Annotated in this window: 21 protein-coding genes and 2 tRNA genes; 4 read left to right on the top strand and 19 right to left on the bottom strand. The window is 38.3% G+C overall.

Annotated elements, in window-relative coordinates; genetic code table 11:
- Positions 1-70: 70 nt before the first annotated feature.
- The 15 genes from ACIFQN_RS08695 to ACIFQN_RS08625 form a co-directional block, all read right to left on the bottom strand.
- Complete coding sequence (locus tag ACIFQN_RS08695) at positions 71-373, bottom strand: YolD-like family protein (protein ID WP_429832612.1); 303 nt, start codon at positions 371-373, stop codon at positions 71-73.
- A 374-nt stretch (positions 374-747) separates the two neighbouring features.
- Positions 748-1,563 (bottom strand): hypothetical protein, encoded by an 816-nt coding sequence (locus tag ACIFQN_RS08690; RefSeq protein ID WP_429832611.1) that lies wholly within the window; start codon positions 1,561-1,563, stop codon positions 748-750.
- A gap of 45 nt (positions 1,564-1,608) precedes the next feature.
- Entirely contained in the window at positions 1,609-2,046 is a 438-nt protein-coding gene (locus tag ACIFQN_RS08685) for a hypothetical protein (protein WP_429832610.1), read from the bottom strand.
- A gap of 18 nt (positions 2,047-2,064) precedes the next feature.
- On the bottom strand, positions 2,065-2,667 hold the full coding sequence (locus tag ACIFQN_RS08680; protein WP_429832609.1) for a hypothetical protein: 603 nt from the start codon (positions 2,665-2,667) through the stop codon (positions 2,065-2,067).
- Between the two features lie 142 nt (positions 2,668-2,809).
- Positions 2,810-3,145, bottom strand: a complete 336-nt coding sequence (locus tag ACIFQN_RS08675) for a hypothetical protein (RefSeq protein ID WP_429832608.1) — start codon at positions 3,143-3,145, stop codon at positions 2,810-2,812.
- A 78-nt stretch (positions 3,146-3,223) separates the two neighbouring features.
- Positions 3,224-4,102, bottom strand: coding sequence for a hypothetical protein (locus ACIFQN_RS08670; RefSeq protein WP_429832607.1), 879 nt, complete (start codon positions 4,100-4,102; stop codon positions 3,224-3,226).
- A 233-nt stretch (positions 4,103-4,335) separates the two neighbouring features.
- Positions 4,336-4,902, bottom strand: a complete 567-nt coding sequence (locus tag ACIFQN_RS08665) for a hypothetical protein (protein WP_429832606.1) — start codon at positions 4,900-4,902, stop codon at positions 4,336-4,338.
- 39 nt (positions 4,903-4,941) lie between these two features.
- The gene (locus tag ACIFQN_RS08660) at positions 4,942-5,166 is read right to left on the bottom strand and encodes a hypothetical protein (protein WP_429832605.1); all 225 of its coding nucleotides are present in this window, start codon (positions 5,164-5,166) and stop codon (positions 4,942-4,944) included.
- A 29-nt stretch (positions 5,167-5,195) separates the two neighbouring features.
- A complete protein-coding gene (locus ACIFQN_RS08655) occupies positions 5,196-5,474 on the bottom strand; it encodes a hypothetical protein (protein WP_429832604.1) in 279 nt (92 codons plus the stop codon).
- Positions 5,475-5,513: 39 nt separating this feature from the next.
- Entirely contained in the window at positions 5,514-6,023 is a 510-nt protein-coding gene (locus ACIFQN_RS08650) for a hypothetical protein (protein WP_429832603.1), read from the bottom strand.
- A gap of 22 nt (positions 6,024-6,045) precedes the next feature.
- Positions 6,046-6,828 (bottom strand): CPBP family intramembrane glutamic endopeptidase, encoded by a 783-nt coding sequence (locus ACIFQN_RS08645; protein WP_429832602.1) that lies wholly within the window; start codon positions 6,826-6,828, stop codon positions 6,046-6,048.
- 21 nt (positions 6,829-6,849) lie between these two features.
- A complete protein-coding gene (locus ACIFQN_RS08640; protein WP_429832601.1) occupies positions 6,850-7,383 on the bottom strand; it encodes a hypothetical protein in 534 nt (177 codons plus the stop codon).
- Positions 7,384-7,424: 41 nt separating this feature from the next.
- Positions 7,425-7,619 (bottom strand): transcription initiation factor TFIIIB, encoded by a 195-nt coding sequence (locus tag ACIFQN_RS08635; RefSeq protein WP_429832600.1) that lies wholly within the window; start codon positions 7,617-7,619, stop codon positions 7,425-7,427.
- A 34-nt stretch (positions 7,620-7,653) separates the two neighbouring features.
- The gene (locus tag ACIFQN_RS08630; RefSeq protein WP_429832599.1) at positions 7,654-7,857 is read right to left on the bottom strand and encodes a hypothetical protein; all 204 of its coding nucleotides are present in this window, start codon (positions 7,855-7,857) and stop codon (positions 7,654-7,656) included.
- Between the two features lie 113 nt (positions 7,858-7,970).
- Complete coding sequence (locus ACIFQN_RS08625) at positions 7,971-8,378, bottom strand: hypothetical protein (protein ID WP_429832598.1); 408 nt, start codon at positions 8,376-8,378, stop codon at positions 7,971-7,973.
- 274 nt (positions 8,379-8,652) lie between these two features.
- On the opposite strand from ACIFQN_RS08625, the gene ACIFQN_RS08620 reads away from it, so the two are divergent.
- Complete coding sequence (locus ACIFQN_RS08620; protein WP_429832597.1) at positions 8,653-9,783, top strand: tyrosine-type recombinase/integrase; 1,131 nt, start codon at positions 8,653-8,655, stop codon at positions 9,781-9,783.
- 151 nt (positions 9,784-9,934) lie between these two features.
- On the opposite strand, the gene ACIFQN_RS08615 is transcribed toward ACIFQN_RS08620, so the two are convergent.
- The 3 genes from ACIFQN_RS08615 to ACIFQN_RS08605 form a co-directional block, all read right to left on the bottom strand.
- A tRNA-Val gene (locus ACIFQN_RS08615) sits at positions 9,935-10,010 on the bottom strand.
- Between the two features lie 32 nt (positions 10,011-10,042).
- Positions 10,043-10,119 (bottom strand) — tRNA-Ile (locus tag ACIFQN_RS08610).
- A gap of 343 nt (positions 10,120-10,462) precedes the next feature.
- On the bottom strand, positions 10,463-11,056 hold the full coding sequence (locus ACIFQN_RS08605) for a phosphatidylglycerophosphatase A family protein (RefSeq protein WP_429832596.1): 594 nt from the start codon (positions 11,054-11,056) through the stop codon (positions 10,463-10,465).
- Between the two features lie 171 nt (positions 11,057-11,227).
- Between ACIFQN_RS08605 and ACIFQN_RS08600 the strand changes: the two genes are divergently transcribed.
- Positions 11,228-11,932: an alpha/beta hydrolase gene (locus tag ACIFQN_RS08600; RefSeq protein ID WP_429832595.1), complete on the top strand. Its 705-nt coding sequence runs from the start codon at positions 11,228-11,230 to the stop codon at positions 11,930-11,932.
- A 2-nt stretch (positions 11,933-11,934) separates the two neighbouring features.
- On the opposite strand, the gene ACIFQN_RS08595 is transcribed toward ACIFQN_RS08600, so the two are convergent.
- Positions 11,935-12,093, bottom strand: coding sequence for a hypothetical protein (locus tag ACIFQN_RS08595; protein WP_429832594.1), 159 nt, complete (start codon positions 12,091-12,093; stop codon positions 11,935-11,937).
- Between the two features lie 147 nt (positions 12,094-12,240).
- On the opposite strand from ACIFQN_RS08595, the gene ACIFQN_RS08590 reads away from it, so the two are divergent.
- Both ACIFQN_RS08590 and ACIFQN_RS08585 read left to right on the top strand, forming a co-directional pair.
- On the top strand, positions 12,241-12,750 hold the full coding sequence (locus tag ACIFQN_RS08590; RefSeq protein ID WP_429832593.1) for a 2'-5' RNA ligase family protein: 510 nt from the start codon (positions 12,241-12,243) through the stop codon (positions 12,748-12,750).
- A gap of 75 nt (positions 12,751-12,825) precedes the next feature.
- Positions 12,826-13,284, top strand: coding sequence for a GNAT family N-acetyltransferase (locus ACIFQN_RS08585; RefSeq protein ID WP_429832592.1), 459 nt, complete (start codon positions 12,826-12,828; stop codon positions 13,282-13,284).
- Positions 13,285-13,305: the final 21 nt, after the last annotated feature.

Here is a 13,305-nt window from a genome sequence, read left to right as displayed (position 1 = left end):
AGAATTAGATTAGCATTCACAAATGATGGGAGTGTTTAATGAAATATATACCTACTTGTAGAGTAGTGTTTTATTTGGTAACACTAACAAGATATTCAACCTTGATCCAGTGCGACTCCCAATCGGATACCAGCTTAAATTTCATTTTGTTAACATCAATCTCTCTCACAACTCCCCATGATGACTCCAGAGTGCCTAATTTCCCTTTTGCTGATTGAAACCACTTAACCTCAATTGCGTAATCATACCGTGTACTATCATAAATTCTGAAGCACATTTCTCCAAAGTCATCATCGTCTACATCAGGTTTTTCGTGAAGGTTTCGCTCACTGTTATGTTCTAAAATTGCTGCTCGTGCTCCGGTAAAATCCATCTCATACTCTCAAACAGGTTTTCTATCTTCTTAGTCACAGTGTTTACACCCCCTTATACAGAACACTCGTTCTTATATTATGCACCCATTCATAATTCGATGCAAGAAAAAAAGACTCTGCTCCCAGCAGAGTCATAATATAATGCGTATTTTAGCTAAATTGAATCCCACAAATTTTCTACGTTCGATTTTTCTTTCTCCTTTTTAAGGGAATCTATTTTGGACACAATTATTCTAGTAGTAATTTCAATTGGTGGATATCATTTTTTTCTTCGATACGAAATGACCTTGCAAATCGCTTCAAGCCCATAATATAATTCCTCCTATCAAACCAGTCTTTGATTCTACCTTGCGGACTTTGTGATAATAACATGTCATCTGAAGAAATCCTTAAAAGTATTTACTAATGTACCCCAAAACGAATGGGGATCTTTTATTAACTTACCTAACATCAATAAAGTTTTCTCTAATCGCTTTAAAATCTCATCTTTTTTACTCATAAAATCATCTTGATTTTTTTCTAATAGCGTCCTTATTTCCGAAAACACTTTTGCCATATTAATGTGTTGAATGTCACATTTTCTAATGTAGATTGAAAAAATAACCTTTGATTGATCAACATAAGTAAAATGTATGCCAATATCATTATTAGAAATTCTGTTTAAGTATTGTTCATATTTTTGATCAGACAATAGATTTGTAGGTTTTATTTCAATGTATGAACCATCTTTATCGTCACTATTCTCAATTGTAGTTAATATGCGATATTGTTCTTTTTTTAATGGAATGGAGTTTTCTTCTAGAACTTTTATAACTAACTCACCAGATTTTAGCGTTAACTGCTTAAAATGCCATCCGTATATCAAACAATCCTTTTCTAACTCAACGATGTTTGGGAATAAATTCTTTGATAGTTCTAGGTGTTCACCTGTTTTCATCATCTCTTTACATGGTGGTTTAGAGTCCGAATGAGCGGAATTTTGGAAATGATTCCAGTTCAATGGCTTATTTTCTGATATCCCCTCAAGAAGTTTATTTATATGAGAATAGATCTCCCTGTATGTTTCTCTTAATTTTACTCGATCCGTTCGTTCCTTTCCTGCTCTCAAGCCAAAAGCAAACATAGTAAAACTCAAAATGAGACTAATTATTGAATTGGTTAGCACAGTAATCCAATTAATTTCTCCCACAGATTAAACAATACCCCTTTTCAATGAAACAGTATTTCATCATAATTACTTTGGATGTTCTCTTTCTACGTGCTTCCCTTTTCGAATTCCAGCTTCTTTCTTAGATCTTTCCCAGTCATGCTTTAGCATATATGCAACATGAACAATGAACTTATTTCGCCATTCCTCATCCTTCGGATACTTCCGAATTAGATTCACGTAGTGTATTATTATGTGATCAGGGTCGCTTGGAAGAGGATTCAAATTAAGTCGGAACTCTGCCGATACTAAATTGAATTCACGAATGTCTTCTTCATTTTCTAATGGATTCGCATATATAAAGGCTGCTTGCTCCTTGATTTTATATCTCCACTTCTGTCTTTCTTCAGTAACGTATTTTAGAGAAAGATTCTTGTCATTATTGATCTTCGAATATATAGCTGTTACGAACCCACCTAGTACCGCAGAACCTAGTACAGTAGCCCAAAATGATGGTTCTTCCATTACATCCTCCATGTTACTTTAGGTCAATTTCCAATCTAAATAATCACCAGCTCTGAAATAATTTCCAAAGGAGTCTGAGTTAGTGGAATTATCCATTTCATTTCTAAAGCCCTTTGGATGAGCTGGTGACACTGGCATTTTCATTTTACAAGAATGACATTTAATCTCTGAAGCTTCTTCAAAAATATAATGTGTTCCTTTGTTGTTACAGATAACACAGTGATATCTACTTTTATATCTCTTACGACCATCAGGATCGACCTTAATACCTGTCCTGACCCACTCAGGCTGATCATTAACAGCTTCATATACTTGCTTCAGTTCCTCGGTTTGCTGTAAACCATTTATCATTTGTTCCTTAATGTCATCACTTTCATCCGCTACTATATCTTCCATTTCTTTATTCTTCTCTTCTTGATTCATCTTCTCAAAAAAGTTACTGTACGCCTTGTCAATTTTCTCAAACTCGTTAACTTGATCCAAGATATCCTTTTCGATACCAAAAAGACTAAATACATTTTGAATAATAACTAACTTGCTTAAGTTATCTGTTTCCTGTATTTCTAACTCTGCTTCTTTTCCTTTATCGTCTTTAATGTTGATCTTTACTGTTAATGACATCAAATCACCTCATTGGTGATTATACGATAAAGACCAGCACAGGAATAGATACTGGTATTACTCTCCATTTTCAATATATCCCATTAAGTGTTGCAGCTTCTTAGCAGTAATTTGGTTTACACTATTCATTTTGCTTACTAGATCACCAATAAATGCTAATACCTCTTGGGTGCTTGCCATATGTGTTATGACAAAATAAATAGAAATTAAAAGTTCTTTGTAATCTAATCCATCCTGAGTAAATGATCGAAAAACCATCTTTCTCGATGACTTTTCTAAGTTTCTCTACTGACTCATGCGTCGAAGTTATTTCAAACAAATGAGGATATGCTTCCCCTATAAAATCCGAATTGATAGTAACTAACGCTTCTTCTATCTCATGCTCATCTAGTGTCTGAAATAATGATTTTTGTTGTTGTAATATTTCTATCGACTCACTATCCTGTAACAAATCATTCCAAATGATATGTAAATACATTATGAGGTCTCCTTATAGATGAAATACTACATTAGTATTTTGGGAATCACTTTCATAAATCTCACATTTTATGCACTCTCAATACAATTTACTATGATTTTCATACTTCTTGTTGATTAAATCAATTATATCCTCAAAGATTGTTATAAGCTCATTAAGTTGGTCATTTAAGTTTGAATAAGTTTTTATTATCGCAAAAACTTCAGGTAAAGTTGAACATTCTCTAATAATTTCTATTGTTGCTTCAATTTTTTGTTCACTAGTAATGTCTATAGTGTCATTAAGAATAAAAATACGTTCGGTCACCGCTTCTATATTCCTAGTGGCAACATATCCCAGTATTGTATCTCCCAAATTTGCAATTCTGTTGCTACTGTTGTAGTTTTCTTGCAGGACAGCGTTGATTTTCGTCTGGATACTAGCAGCTGCTGATGGTCTCATTGTTAAATATTCTTCTATTAATATTTCAAACTTATCCATCTCTTTAACTAAGTAATTAGGAATCAGAAGTCTTCTTGAATCACCTTTGATTTCAATCCAAGCATAAAATTGTGGATGGGGGATAATTGTTTGTTGAGATTTACGGAAAGCGAAAAAGGATGGATATGGGTTTTGATTTAAAATTTCTAGTGTTTCTATCATATTATTGTATAACGGCTTATAAATTTCGTTCTTTTTTTCCACCATAGATTTTGTACTGGCTTGCTTCTTGTATACATATATTGCAGCAAATATTGACATACTTCCACCAATAATAGCACCAACCAATGACCCAAAAATGGCAGTGAATCCTGGATCTTTGAATAGTTGAAATGTTACATCGGTGTTTGTTTTTGTCCAGTTAGTTGACTGTACATAAACTGATATAAGAATGAGCAGAAATATCATCGCTATGATGTATCTAATCTTGTATAATTGCCAATGTTTAACTAGTGCCAATTTAGTTGTTATCTTCACTACAAATCTCCCTTTACTTTTTTAATCAAACCATCATTTTAGCGAAACTGCTTCTTTTCCTCCGTGAGCAGCGCAACAAGTTCATCGATAACTTTAGTATCTATATGTAGAGGCATTTCTGGATTACCCTTTTGTAAAATCAGCATCATGGGCTTGTAATAAGAAGCATCACAAGAAAAATTATTACTTTCTACTGAACATAGACTCCTCCCTTTTTTAGATGAAATGCCAATTTAATTAGATTTCTCTAAGGTTTTGTTAATTTCTTCAACAGCTTTAACTAAATCATGCAAATTCTTATCTCCAATTCTTGCTGTTCCATTCCACATATTTAAGTCAAGTACATACTTCATTTCATATTTCTTTCCATTAATATCATGAAAAGTGATTATTGCATTAAAAATAGGATTTTTACCTTCGTTATTTTTCATTCCAAACATCATTTCTACAAATGTAGTTAGTTTTTGCTTTGGTGCGATTGTTGGAAGGGTGTTATTAATTAAGTTGCTTTCATCTAAATATGTCTCCTTTGGAAAGTTAATAACTGGTTCAAGCTTGATAAAAGTATCTACTGCAACTGATTTACCAATGTTCTCAACTACAAAATTTAGCTGATTTATTTTTTGTTGATCGAAATATGCAATTACATTTGGCATTGAATCTTGTTCTCTTGTCTTCTCAGTTTCCTGAAACATTTTCTGATTTGCCTTAAGAATCTTGGCAGTGTAATATACATAAATACCAGTTAAGGCGAACATTCCTACAGAACTAATAAAAGAGAAAACACTTTGAGCTTCCACTATGTAACCACCCCTTCTCTATAATTACGACATTTTATTCTAAGTGTTCAACTGCCATCCAGACTCATATCTATTCAATGTCTTCATAAGACTTTGTACGTTTCCATTCATTACTGTTGGTTCGGCAACTCCATTTGTAAAGACTTTGATTTCATAAACGCCCTTTGCCTTTCTCCTAATGGTCACATACCCATCAGCAGTATCATTCTTAACTGTTTTACCACTATTTACTGATTTAATAGCTTCCGCATTTGTAAGTTGCATTTTGTCACTCTCCATAAAAAGTAATTTACTTAGATTCCATCCAGCGAAATCCATACTTCATTTCGGTAGAAGCCATTTCTCTTCTGGACACACTCATGTAAATACTGCTCTCTAAGCTTTTTAATCTCTTCTAATATGTCTTTGTCGCTCAACATCTCAATCTCATTCCAATCAAAGCCAAACACATAATCTGAGTGTGTTTCGTTAAATACGTACAGGCCATATGTGTGACCATCTTGGTCAATGCCAAATTCATCCACCTTGACGATTTTATTATATTCCACATATACAGTCGTAAGCTGCTCCATATGTATTTCTCCTTTCTTCAGATCAAATCGCTGCTTTATTCAAACAGTTACCAGCCAGATTTCATGCTCATCTAAAAGTTTATGCTTTTCTTTTCTATAGAGTTCACGAAAATAGTTTAATCTCCTATGTCCTTCAATTAAATGATATGGCCTGCCCATATCTGAATAGCGATCATTTTGAAGTACTATAATAGGGACATTCCATGTTAAGTTGGTTAGCATGTATTTTTTTAGCCAAGAATTATTATATGGATCATAAAGTTGATAACCCCATCTATCAAGAATCGGATTACCATCAAATGAGTTCACATCATGATAAATCTTATCTATTTTCCATTTTTCTCTAGTAAAAATCATCTTATCAAAACCCAAGAATGAATACCTATCTAAGTCTGTATAGTGTCTATGAATCCAGTTTTCAAAAACACATTCAGGAACGTTTGGAAGATAATCTCGTACACGATCATAATATAGTGGAAATTCTTCTTTATTGAATGTATCGTTATTGATAGGCCTCAATTTCCCTATTAATGAGTAGCTTCTGCTCATGCAAAAATCACATCCAATCAACTTACCTTTTTATTTGGATTCTTAGCTCAACACCCCGTAAAATTTGAATACAGACTATCACTGTCAACATAAAGTAGAATAACGAAGTTATTAAGCTACCTTCAATGCCGTAGACTCCACCATGAATCAAATGGTTCTGAGATAAATCTGTTTTAAACAAAATCATCTCATCACGCCAAATGCCCAAAATTCCAGAAGTGAAATTCCAAGCAAAATGAAAGCCTACTGGAAGCCAGATTGCTCCAGATTTTTCTCTCATGTATGAATACAATAGTCCAGCAAAAAACAATGTAACTATTGCAATTAAGCCAACTCCCGGTCTAGTAAGATGAAATGCAGCGAAAAGGCCAGAGCTAACTATAGAGGATGCTATTTCACCAAACTTATACTTTAGAAGTCCATAAATGTATCCTCTAACAAAAATCTCTTCTGACAAAGCGACAATTAAACATGTGACTGTCCAAATTAGAATTGCTTTAGTATTAAAAGTGATTCCTGTTATTTTATGCCCACCAAAGAAATAAATCATGGTAAAAATAACAATGAGTGCTAGAGATCCTCCCAGCAGTCCTTTTAAGAAATCATAAATCAACCTATTTTTAATTAATCCTATTGACCAGCGCTTTCTTTCAAAAACTAAGTAGCTTACTAAAGAAGCAACTGCAAGACTGATTACCGTCGCGTATTCTAGTTTTTGTAAGGAAAACCCAAATATAACGAGTATTACAATGAACAAACCTGCTTGTTTAAAAATGTTGGGTATTCTATTCGTCAAATTTTTCATCCATCAAATCTCGTTTTCATTTCATTTATTTCCAAAGCGTTCATTTATATCTTCAAGATACTCGTCATCCAATAGTTCAATTTCAACCTTTACAATGCGTCTACCCCATCCCTCAATGTCCTTATAGGTCGCATAAACGTTATATGTCCCATCTCCAAGACCAGAATTAAACGCGACTCCCAATCCCGCATGGCCCATCTTATAGTTTAATTGTCCTCCTTGATCCTCGGTTAATGTGATATCACAAACTTTATCATATGTACTATCGGTATAAGGAACGGCCATTACTTTTTGTTTAATGTCTTCTGAAAGGAATTTAATTCGTTTAATCATTGCTTCGGCATCATTGGTCATGACTCTACACTTACCCCCAATACGTTCTACATGAATCCCATCACCTTTTAGTAAACTTAATATCTTCTCTTGTCCTTGGCCCCAAAAATCAACACCAAGTACTGATTCTTTGCCCTGCCACTCACTTTCAATGTAACAAGGGTCGATGATTACCATTTGCCCAGAATCTACTCCAACTTGACCTAATAATTTTCGCTCCATTTTGTTTTGCTCTCCTTTTCAAATTGAATCAAATCACCGCTTTATTCTTTAAATCTGGAAGGCTTTTCAACATAACTCTCAAGAACATAGCCACAATTCGTACAGATTCTATGAACTATAGTTGACCCAAGAGCAAAAAACTTGTTAAAAGGAAGTACTGCCGCATGCCCAGCTTGCTTCCCTCTTCCGATTTCATAACATCCACATTTCGGGCATTGTTCTTTTTGATTATCCATTTTTGCACCTCGCTTCTATATCGAATCTTTCATTTTATTCCTGTATTCCGTACATCTTTGCCTTCTTTTTAATAAATTGTATATTAGCTTCATCATCCTTGATGACTATTTTCTTTGTTTCGCCTTTGTGTGGTTGAATTTCGTATTTTGCTGCTTTAAACTCCGAGGTGAGGCAATTATCGACAAACATTTCAATATTGCCTTCGATCCCAGTTAATGTTATAGATATCCGTTTCATCTTTTCTCTCTCTTCGTAAAAACCATCTTTTATAGAATGTTAATCCACTGAATGTCTTTCATATGCTCATCAATACTCCATTGGGTTCTCTTTTGATCTGAACAATTGCGTACTCAATTACTTGCTCCCCCAAAATTAAATCCTTGTTTAACAGATATTGAATCGGTCAATGCATCACTTTCCTCTGCCGTCCAGCCTAGATCGCTATCATCATCGACAAATCCATGAATTTCAAGTTCATCCATATCAGGATATAGTTCAATATCGTCCTGCAGGGCTATTTTAAAGACATATACAGTACTATACGGAATTTTCTGCTCAACTAATTTTTTAATTGAACTTAATGCAAAATCCATTCCTTTTTCAATAGTAGTCGAAAGATAAACATAGCCCGATTTCGTTTGCCAATGTCCATCTCCAACACCATAAATAGAATTTTCAGCACTAGTTCTCATTAGTAGTCGATCATTTAATATGCTTAAGCCATTCATTTCATTTGTTCCGTGGTAGTAGATAACCATTTTTTCTATCACCTTTCAATACGTGATACACGTTTCCTTTGACATATTGATTTTGTTCCTAAGCCCCAATGCCATACTAATTATACCAAATATTACTGGTGCTTTGGACATAGTGATGAGACTGTGGCATGACCATCCCTAAACTTGAAAAGAATCAAGAATGGGTGGAAAGACAACTTAGAATTAACAACATCAAATAGGTAATCAATTGATTTCATGCTATAATTTCCTTTGTAAGACCCCGAAACTCACTAACTTTAAAGGAGTGATATTATTGGCGATTGGTTTTGTCAAAAAGGACAAACAAAGGGATTCTTGGTATTACGAAGCAACACTAGGAGTAGATGAGAACGGAAAGAGGATTCGGAAGAAAAAGCGCTTTGAAACCAAGAAAGAGGCTCAACAAGCATTAGCCGATTTATTAAGTGCCGCAAATAAAGGGGATTACGTTGAACCATCTAGAGTACTTTACATGGACTATCTTACAGATTGGCTCGACTCAAAAAAGATCAGCGTAAGAGAAAGCACGTGGAAAAGTTACAACGACTGGGTACGTCTGCATATCATTCCAGCATTGGGCGATCTAGAGATTTCTAAGATTACTCCCCAACGTGTTGAAAAATTCATGCTTGAATTAAGTAAGAACAATTACGCTGGTTCAACTATGCAAAAAATATACACTATCATTAAGGATTCACTAAATAAAGCTGAACGCTGGCAAATGGTATCAAAAAATGTAGTTGATCCTGTAGATAGGCCAAAGGCTACTAAAGAAGAAATGCTTCTGTGGGACAACGAACAGTCATTAACATTTCTGAAACATGCTAAAGCGGATAGACTCTATGTCGCGTTTTTATTGGCTCTTACAACCGGAATGAGACAAGGGGAAATTTTAGGATTGAGGTGGAAGGATGTTGACCTAGAAACAGGGATTCTTTATGTAAAGCAAGCATTATCGCATGATGGACGAAAATTCTCCTCATTACCTAAAACGGCAGCAAGCAGAAGATCTATTACCATTCCAGATAAAGTAATTGGCGATTTAAAAAGACATAAATCAATGATTGCAGAAGAAAAAAGAGCGTGTGGACAAAGCTATAAAGACAACAACCTTGTAGTCTGCACGACTTTGGGAACTCCACAATCACCTAGAAATCTCAACAGGACATTTCAACGTTTACTAAAAACAGTCGATGTCCCAAAAATCCGTTTTCATGACTTGCGTCATACCCATGCTACGCTTCTACTGGTGCAAGGTGTAAATCCCAAAGTAGTTAGCGAAAGGTTGGGACATGCCACCATCAAAATTACACTCGATACTTACACACACGTTTTACCTAGTCTACAAAAAGATGTTGCTGAAGAGTTTGGGAAGAGCTTTTTCAAGTCAACAGTTAATGAATAGTTTTGCCACCCAATCATTAAAAAATGCCACCCAAAAACGAATCCCACCCATTTGCCACCCAAACCTTAGAAATTGGAGGACATGGACTGTGGTTAATCAGAGCATAAAACAAAAAACCCCTGTTTTCTCAAGGGCTTTACGCTTGCTGTTATGGTGATCCGGACTGGGTTCGAACCAGCGACCCCCACCCTGTCAAGATGGTGCTCTCCCAACTGAGCTACCGGATCATGGGACTTGTTATGTAAATGTAATCGGTTAATGGTGGGCCCTGTAGGACTCGAACCTACGACCAATCGGTTATGAGCCGACCGCTCTGACCAACTGAGCTAAGGGCCCGAATCGTCTCGGACGTCGATCACATTTATTACTATACAGCATCTCAATTTCATTTTCAAGAGGAAATAATGCTTTTTTGTAATTTTTTTCACTCGTACCAAAAGAACACTAAAAAACCCAAGTAAAGTACAACCTTAAAGGATACACGATCACAAATCCGAAGGTTTAAACCTTTCTTCCCCTCCCCCACCCCAAACCAAAAAAGCCACCCCTCCACAGCTCCCTCCCCCATACACAAAGCAGCTCACCACCCCAACCGCCTCACATACAAAAAAGCTCCCGCAAAGAAAATGGCTTTTCCCACCAAACACTCATAGATAGTTAGGTAACAATTCCCTCAGCCCTAACCAGCCTGTTCAGACCCTTTCCCTTTCTCCTCGACTCGCAGCTCAGCCTCATGCTGTCCTAGCGCCTCTACCCTCGCCAGCTCGGCCTCCTGCTCATCCCGCATCCGGTGAGCCATCCGACTGGACGCATTAGCAGCCACACTTGCCACCAAATCATCCAAAAACGTATGCACACGGCCCTCAGATGTTTTTGTATCCAATCGTTTAATCACCCCGACCTTGTGCTTATCCAAATGGCCAAAGGTAGTAACCGCGATGCTTCCATATCCAAATACGGAGCCTAGCGCCAATGTTTCGTCGCATCCGAATAGTCCTTCATCTGTTGCGATGATGGATTGGAGCGGCTCGGATAGTAAACCCTTCTCTGCTAACGTATCTAACTCAATGCCAACCAGAATGGCATGCTGCATTTCGCGCTTTTCCAATACGGCTTTTACGCTTTCGACGCACGGTCCCATGGTCAAGTCCGGATGGTACGGGGACTGCATGAGATAGACAATCTCCGCGATATCTTCTACCGTGACGCCGCGTTCTGCCAGGCGTGTCAGGGCAGCGTTTCTGACTTCGATGCTGTGAACTTGCTTCTTCATATAAGAGACAACCCCTTCCGCAAATCGAGTGAAGTCGTTTTCTACCATAGTATCACACGGTGAAAAAAATGCGACAATCTTTCACTTTTCCAAAGCACACGAAACTCTTGGGCAAGTACTCCTCACTCCTGTATAATAATCACCAGAACATCCTATAAGGAGGACTCTGTTGTGGCTCTTGAGGAAATGATCTTGGACAGTCGGCACTTGGGATCCCCGGAAAAACTGATTGTCTATACCCCGAAACGCTACTCGCCGCTCTACTCCTATCCGGTCCTCTACGTACAGGATGGAGACGATTATTTGGCGATGGGCAGAATGGCAACATTGTTGGACAAACTAATTGATGACAAAGAACTGCCTGATCTACTAGCCGTCTTCCTTCCAGTGGACAAAGCGAAACGGCAAATCCGCTACCATCCGGATGGGCAGGAGCATATGGCCTACCGCCGTTTTTTGGCGGAAGAAGTGGTTAGCTACATTGACACGCATTATTCTACACATCCTCTAGGTAATGGACGGACGCTCTTGGGTGAATCACTGGGTGGCGTCGTGTCTTTGTTTACTGCGCTTTCCTACCCGCACACGTTTGGACAGGTGGCATGTCAGTCGATAGCCATGGATGCCGAGTTGAACCAGCGTGTAGCCGATACTGCTTTCTCAGTGCCCCAGAGCTTTTATTTGGAGGTTGGAACAGAAGAAACGGCAGTACAGTCTGCACGCGGAATGCTCGATCTCGTTGCTGCCAATGAGGAGCTTTGCGCTATTTTGCAAAAGAAAATGGCCACCCTGGTCTATGAGACCTTCGAGGGTGACCATACTTGGGGCCACTGGCAAGCCAATTTACCTCGCATGCTGCGCACGCTTTACGGGTAAACTTACCGTGGTTGTTCTTCCTGCGGACCTTCTTCCTTCGCTGCCGGCACGAGTGCCTCTTCGAACTCCACTTTGCGGATGGCCGACAGGATGGTGAAAGTCAGTACAGACAGCAGGAGCAGGACAAGAAAAATGAATGTGATCATCATGGCCATATACATGCTGTACGGCACCTCCTTGCACTACACAGTCTTTCCTGCGGCCTCGGGATTATACGGTCCCACGCATAACATTACACAAATGAAGAATTTTCTGTTAAAATAGTATGATGTAAAAGCATGATAGATAGTGAAGGAGGAGTGGTTCTTATGATGTACAGTATCGTAGTTTTCCCATCCAGCAAGGTGCAAGAAGTGGCCAATTCTTACCGCAAGCGTTACGACCAGACGTATGCCCTGGTTCCTCCGTATATACGCTTAAAAGAAGGCTTCGAACTGGACGAATCCAAGCTGCCAGAGCTGGTTAGCCATCTGGAGCAGGTTGCCTCCTCTACTGATAGCTTCACTGCCCAATTTCATCGTTTTTCTTCTTTCCATCCGACGAACAACGTCATCTACATGGCTGTCCAAAACAAGGAGCCATTTAACGAGCTGCACCAAAAAATCGTTACCCAATGTGTAGCTGAAAAAGAAACCTACGCTTTCGTTCCGCATCTAACCATTGGACGCGACCTGTCCGACGATGAGCTGCGGGATGTAACAGGTCAGCTTAGCATGGCAAAGCTTGATTTAACGAGTGAAGTCGACCGCTTCCACTTGATTTACCAGTTGGAAGACGGCATTTGGAGTGTCTACCAGACCTTCCTATTAAATAAGTAAGCTGCTAATAACTACCTCCCTCCCGTACAATGCGGCAGGGAGGAATCTTTTTGTAGCAAAAGGACGTGTACGTAAATGAACCAGCAAACCTATCAGATTCAATCCGTCAGCTCAGCAAAAGAAATGACCGATGCTCTTTCCGTCCGCAAGGCTGTCTTTATCGAAGAGCAAGAGGTACCTGCGGATATTGAAATGGATGAACACGACGAAGCGAATAGCAAAACGACCCATTTCGTGGTATACAAAGAAGAGCAGCCAGTAGGTGCGAGCCGCCTTCGCCCCTATGCACCAGGTGTAGGAAAAATTGAGCGTGTAGCTGTCACCAAGTCAGAGCGCGGTACAGGTCTGGGACGTCAAATCATGATTGCCATGGAAGAAGCAGCTCGCGCCGAAGGCTACCAAACGTTGAAGCTCAATGCACAGACACACGCACAGCGCTTTTATGAAAAACTCGGTTATGAAGCCCACGGAGATGTTTTTGATGATGCGGGTATCGAGCATATCGCTATGGTAAAAACGATTAGCGAAAAGTAGAGCCCGTATGAGCGAATGAGA

The sequence above is a fragment of the Brevibacillus sp. NRS-1366 genome (assembly GCF_050467985.1).
The sequence above is the reverse complement of the archived record's forward strand: the minus strand, read 5'-3'. Positions and strand labels throughout refer to the sequence as shown.

What these genes read in the sequence shown, in the direction of transcription:
- ACIFQN_RS08590 (WP_429832593.1), top strand. Translation starts at nt 12,241, where the DNA reads ATGATGTACAGTATCGTAGTTTTCCCATCCAGCAAGGTGCAAGAAGTG.
- ACIFQN_RS08635 (WP_429832600.1), bottom strand. Translation starts at nt 7,619, where the DNA reads ATGGATAATCAAAAAGAACAATGCCCGAAATGTGGATGTTATGAAATC.
- ACIFQN_RS08660 (WP_429832605.1), bottom strand. Translation starts at nt 5,166, where the DNA reads ATGCAACTTACAAATGCGGAAGCTATTAAATCAGTAAATAGTGGTAAA.
- ACIFQN_RS08585 (WP_429832592.1), top strand. Translation starts at nt 12,826, where the DNA reads ATGAACCAGCAAACCTATCAGATTCAATCCGTCAGCTCAGCAAAAGAA.
- ACIFQN_RS08605 (WP_429832596.1), bottom strand. Translation starts at nt 11,056, where the DNA reads ATGAAGAAGCAAGTTCACAGCATCGAAGTCAGAAACGCTGCCCTGACA.
- ACIFQN_RS08630 (WP_429832599.1), bottom strand. Translation starts at nt 7,857, where the DNA reads ATGAAACGGATATCTATAACATTAACTGGGATCGAAGGCAATATTGAA.
- ACIFQN_RS08680 (WP_429832609.1), bottom strand. Translation starts at nt 2,667, where the DNA reads ATGTCATTAACAGTAAAGATCAACATTAAAGACGATAAAGGAAAAGAA.
- ACIFQN_RS08650 (WP_429832603.1), bottom strand. Translation starts at nt 6,023, where the DNA reads ATGAGCAGAAGCTACTCATTAATAGGGAAATTGAGGCCTATCAATAAC.
- ACIFQN_RS08595 (WP_429832594.1), bottom strand. Translation starts at nt 12,093, where the DNA reads ATGTATATGGCCATGATGATCACATTCATTTTTCTTGTCCTGCTCCTG.
- ACIFQN_RS08685 (WP_429832610.1), bottom strand. Translation starts at nt 2,046, where the DNA reads ATGGAAGAACCATCATTTTGGGCTACTGTACTAGGTTCTGCGGTACTA.
- ACIFQN_RS08645 (WP_429832602.1), bottom strand. Translation starts at nt 6,828, where the DNA reads ATGAAAAATTTGACGAATAGAATACCCAACATTTTTAAACAAGCAGGT.
- ACIFQN_RS08640 (WP_429832601.1), bottom strand. Translation starts at nt 7,383, where the DNA reads ATGGAGCGAAAATTATTAGGTCAAGTTGGAGTAGATTCTGGGCAAATG.
- ACIFQN_RS08655 (WP_429832604.1), bottom strand. Translation starts at nt 5,474, where the DNA reads ATGGAGCAGCTTACGACTGTATATGTGGAATATAATAAAATCGTCAAG.
- ACIFQN_RS08695 (WP_429832612.1), bottom strand. Translation starts at nt 373, where the DNA reads ATGGATTTTACCGGAGCACGAGCAGCAATTTTAGAACATAACAGTGAG.
- ACIFQN_RS08675 (WP_429832608.1), bottom strand. Translation starts at nt 3,145, where the DNA reads ATGTATTTACATATCATTTGGAATGATTTGTTACAGGATAGTGAGTCG.
- ACIFQN_RS08625 (WP_429832598.1), bottom strand. Translation starts at nt 8,378, where the DNA reads ATGGTTATCTACTACCACGGAACAAATGAAATGAATGGCTTAAGCATA.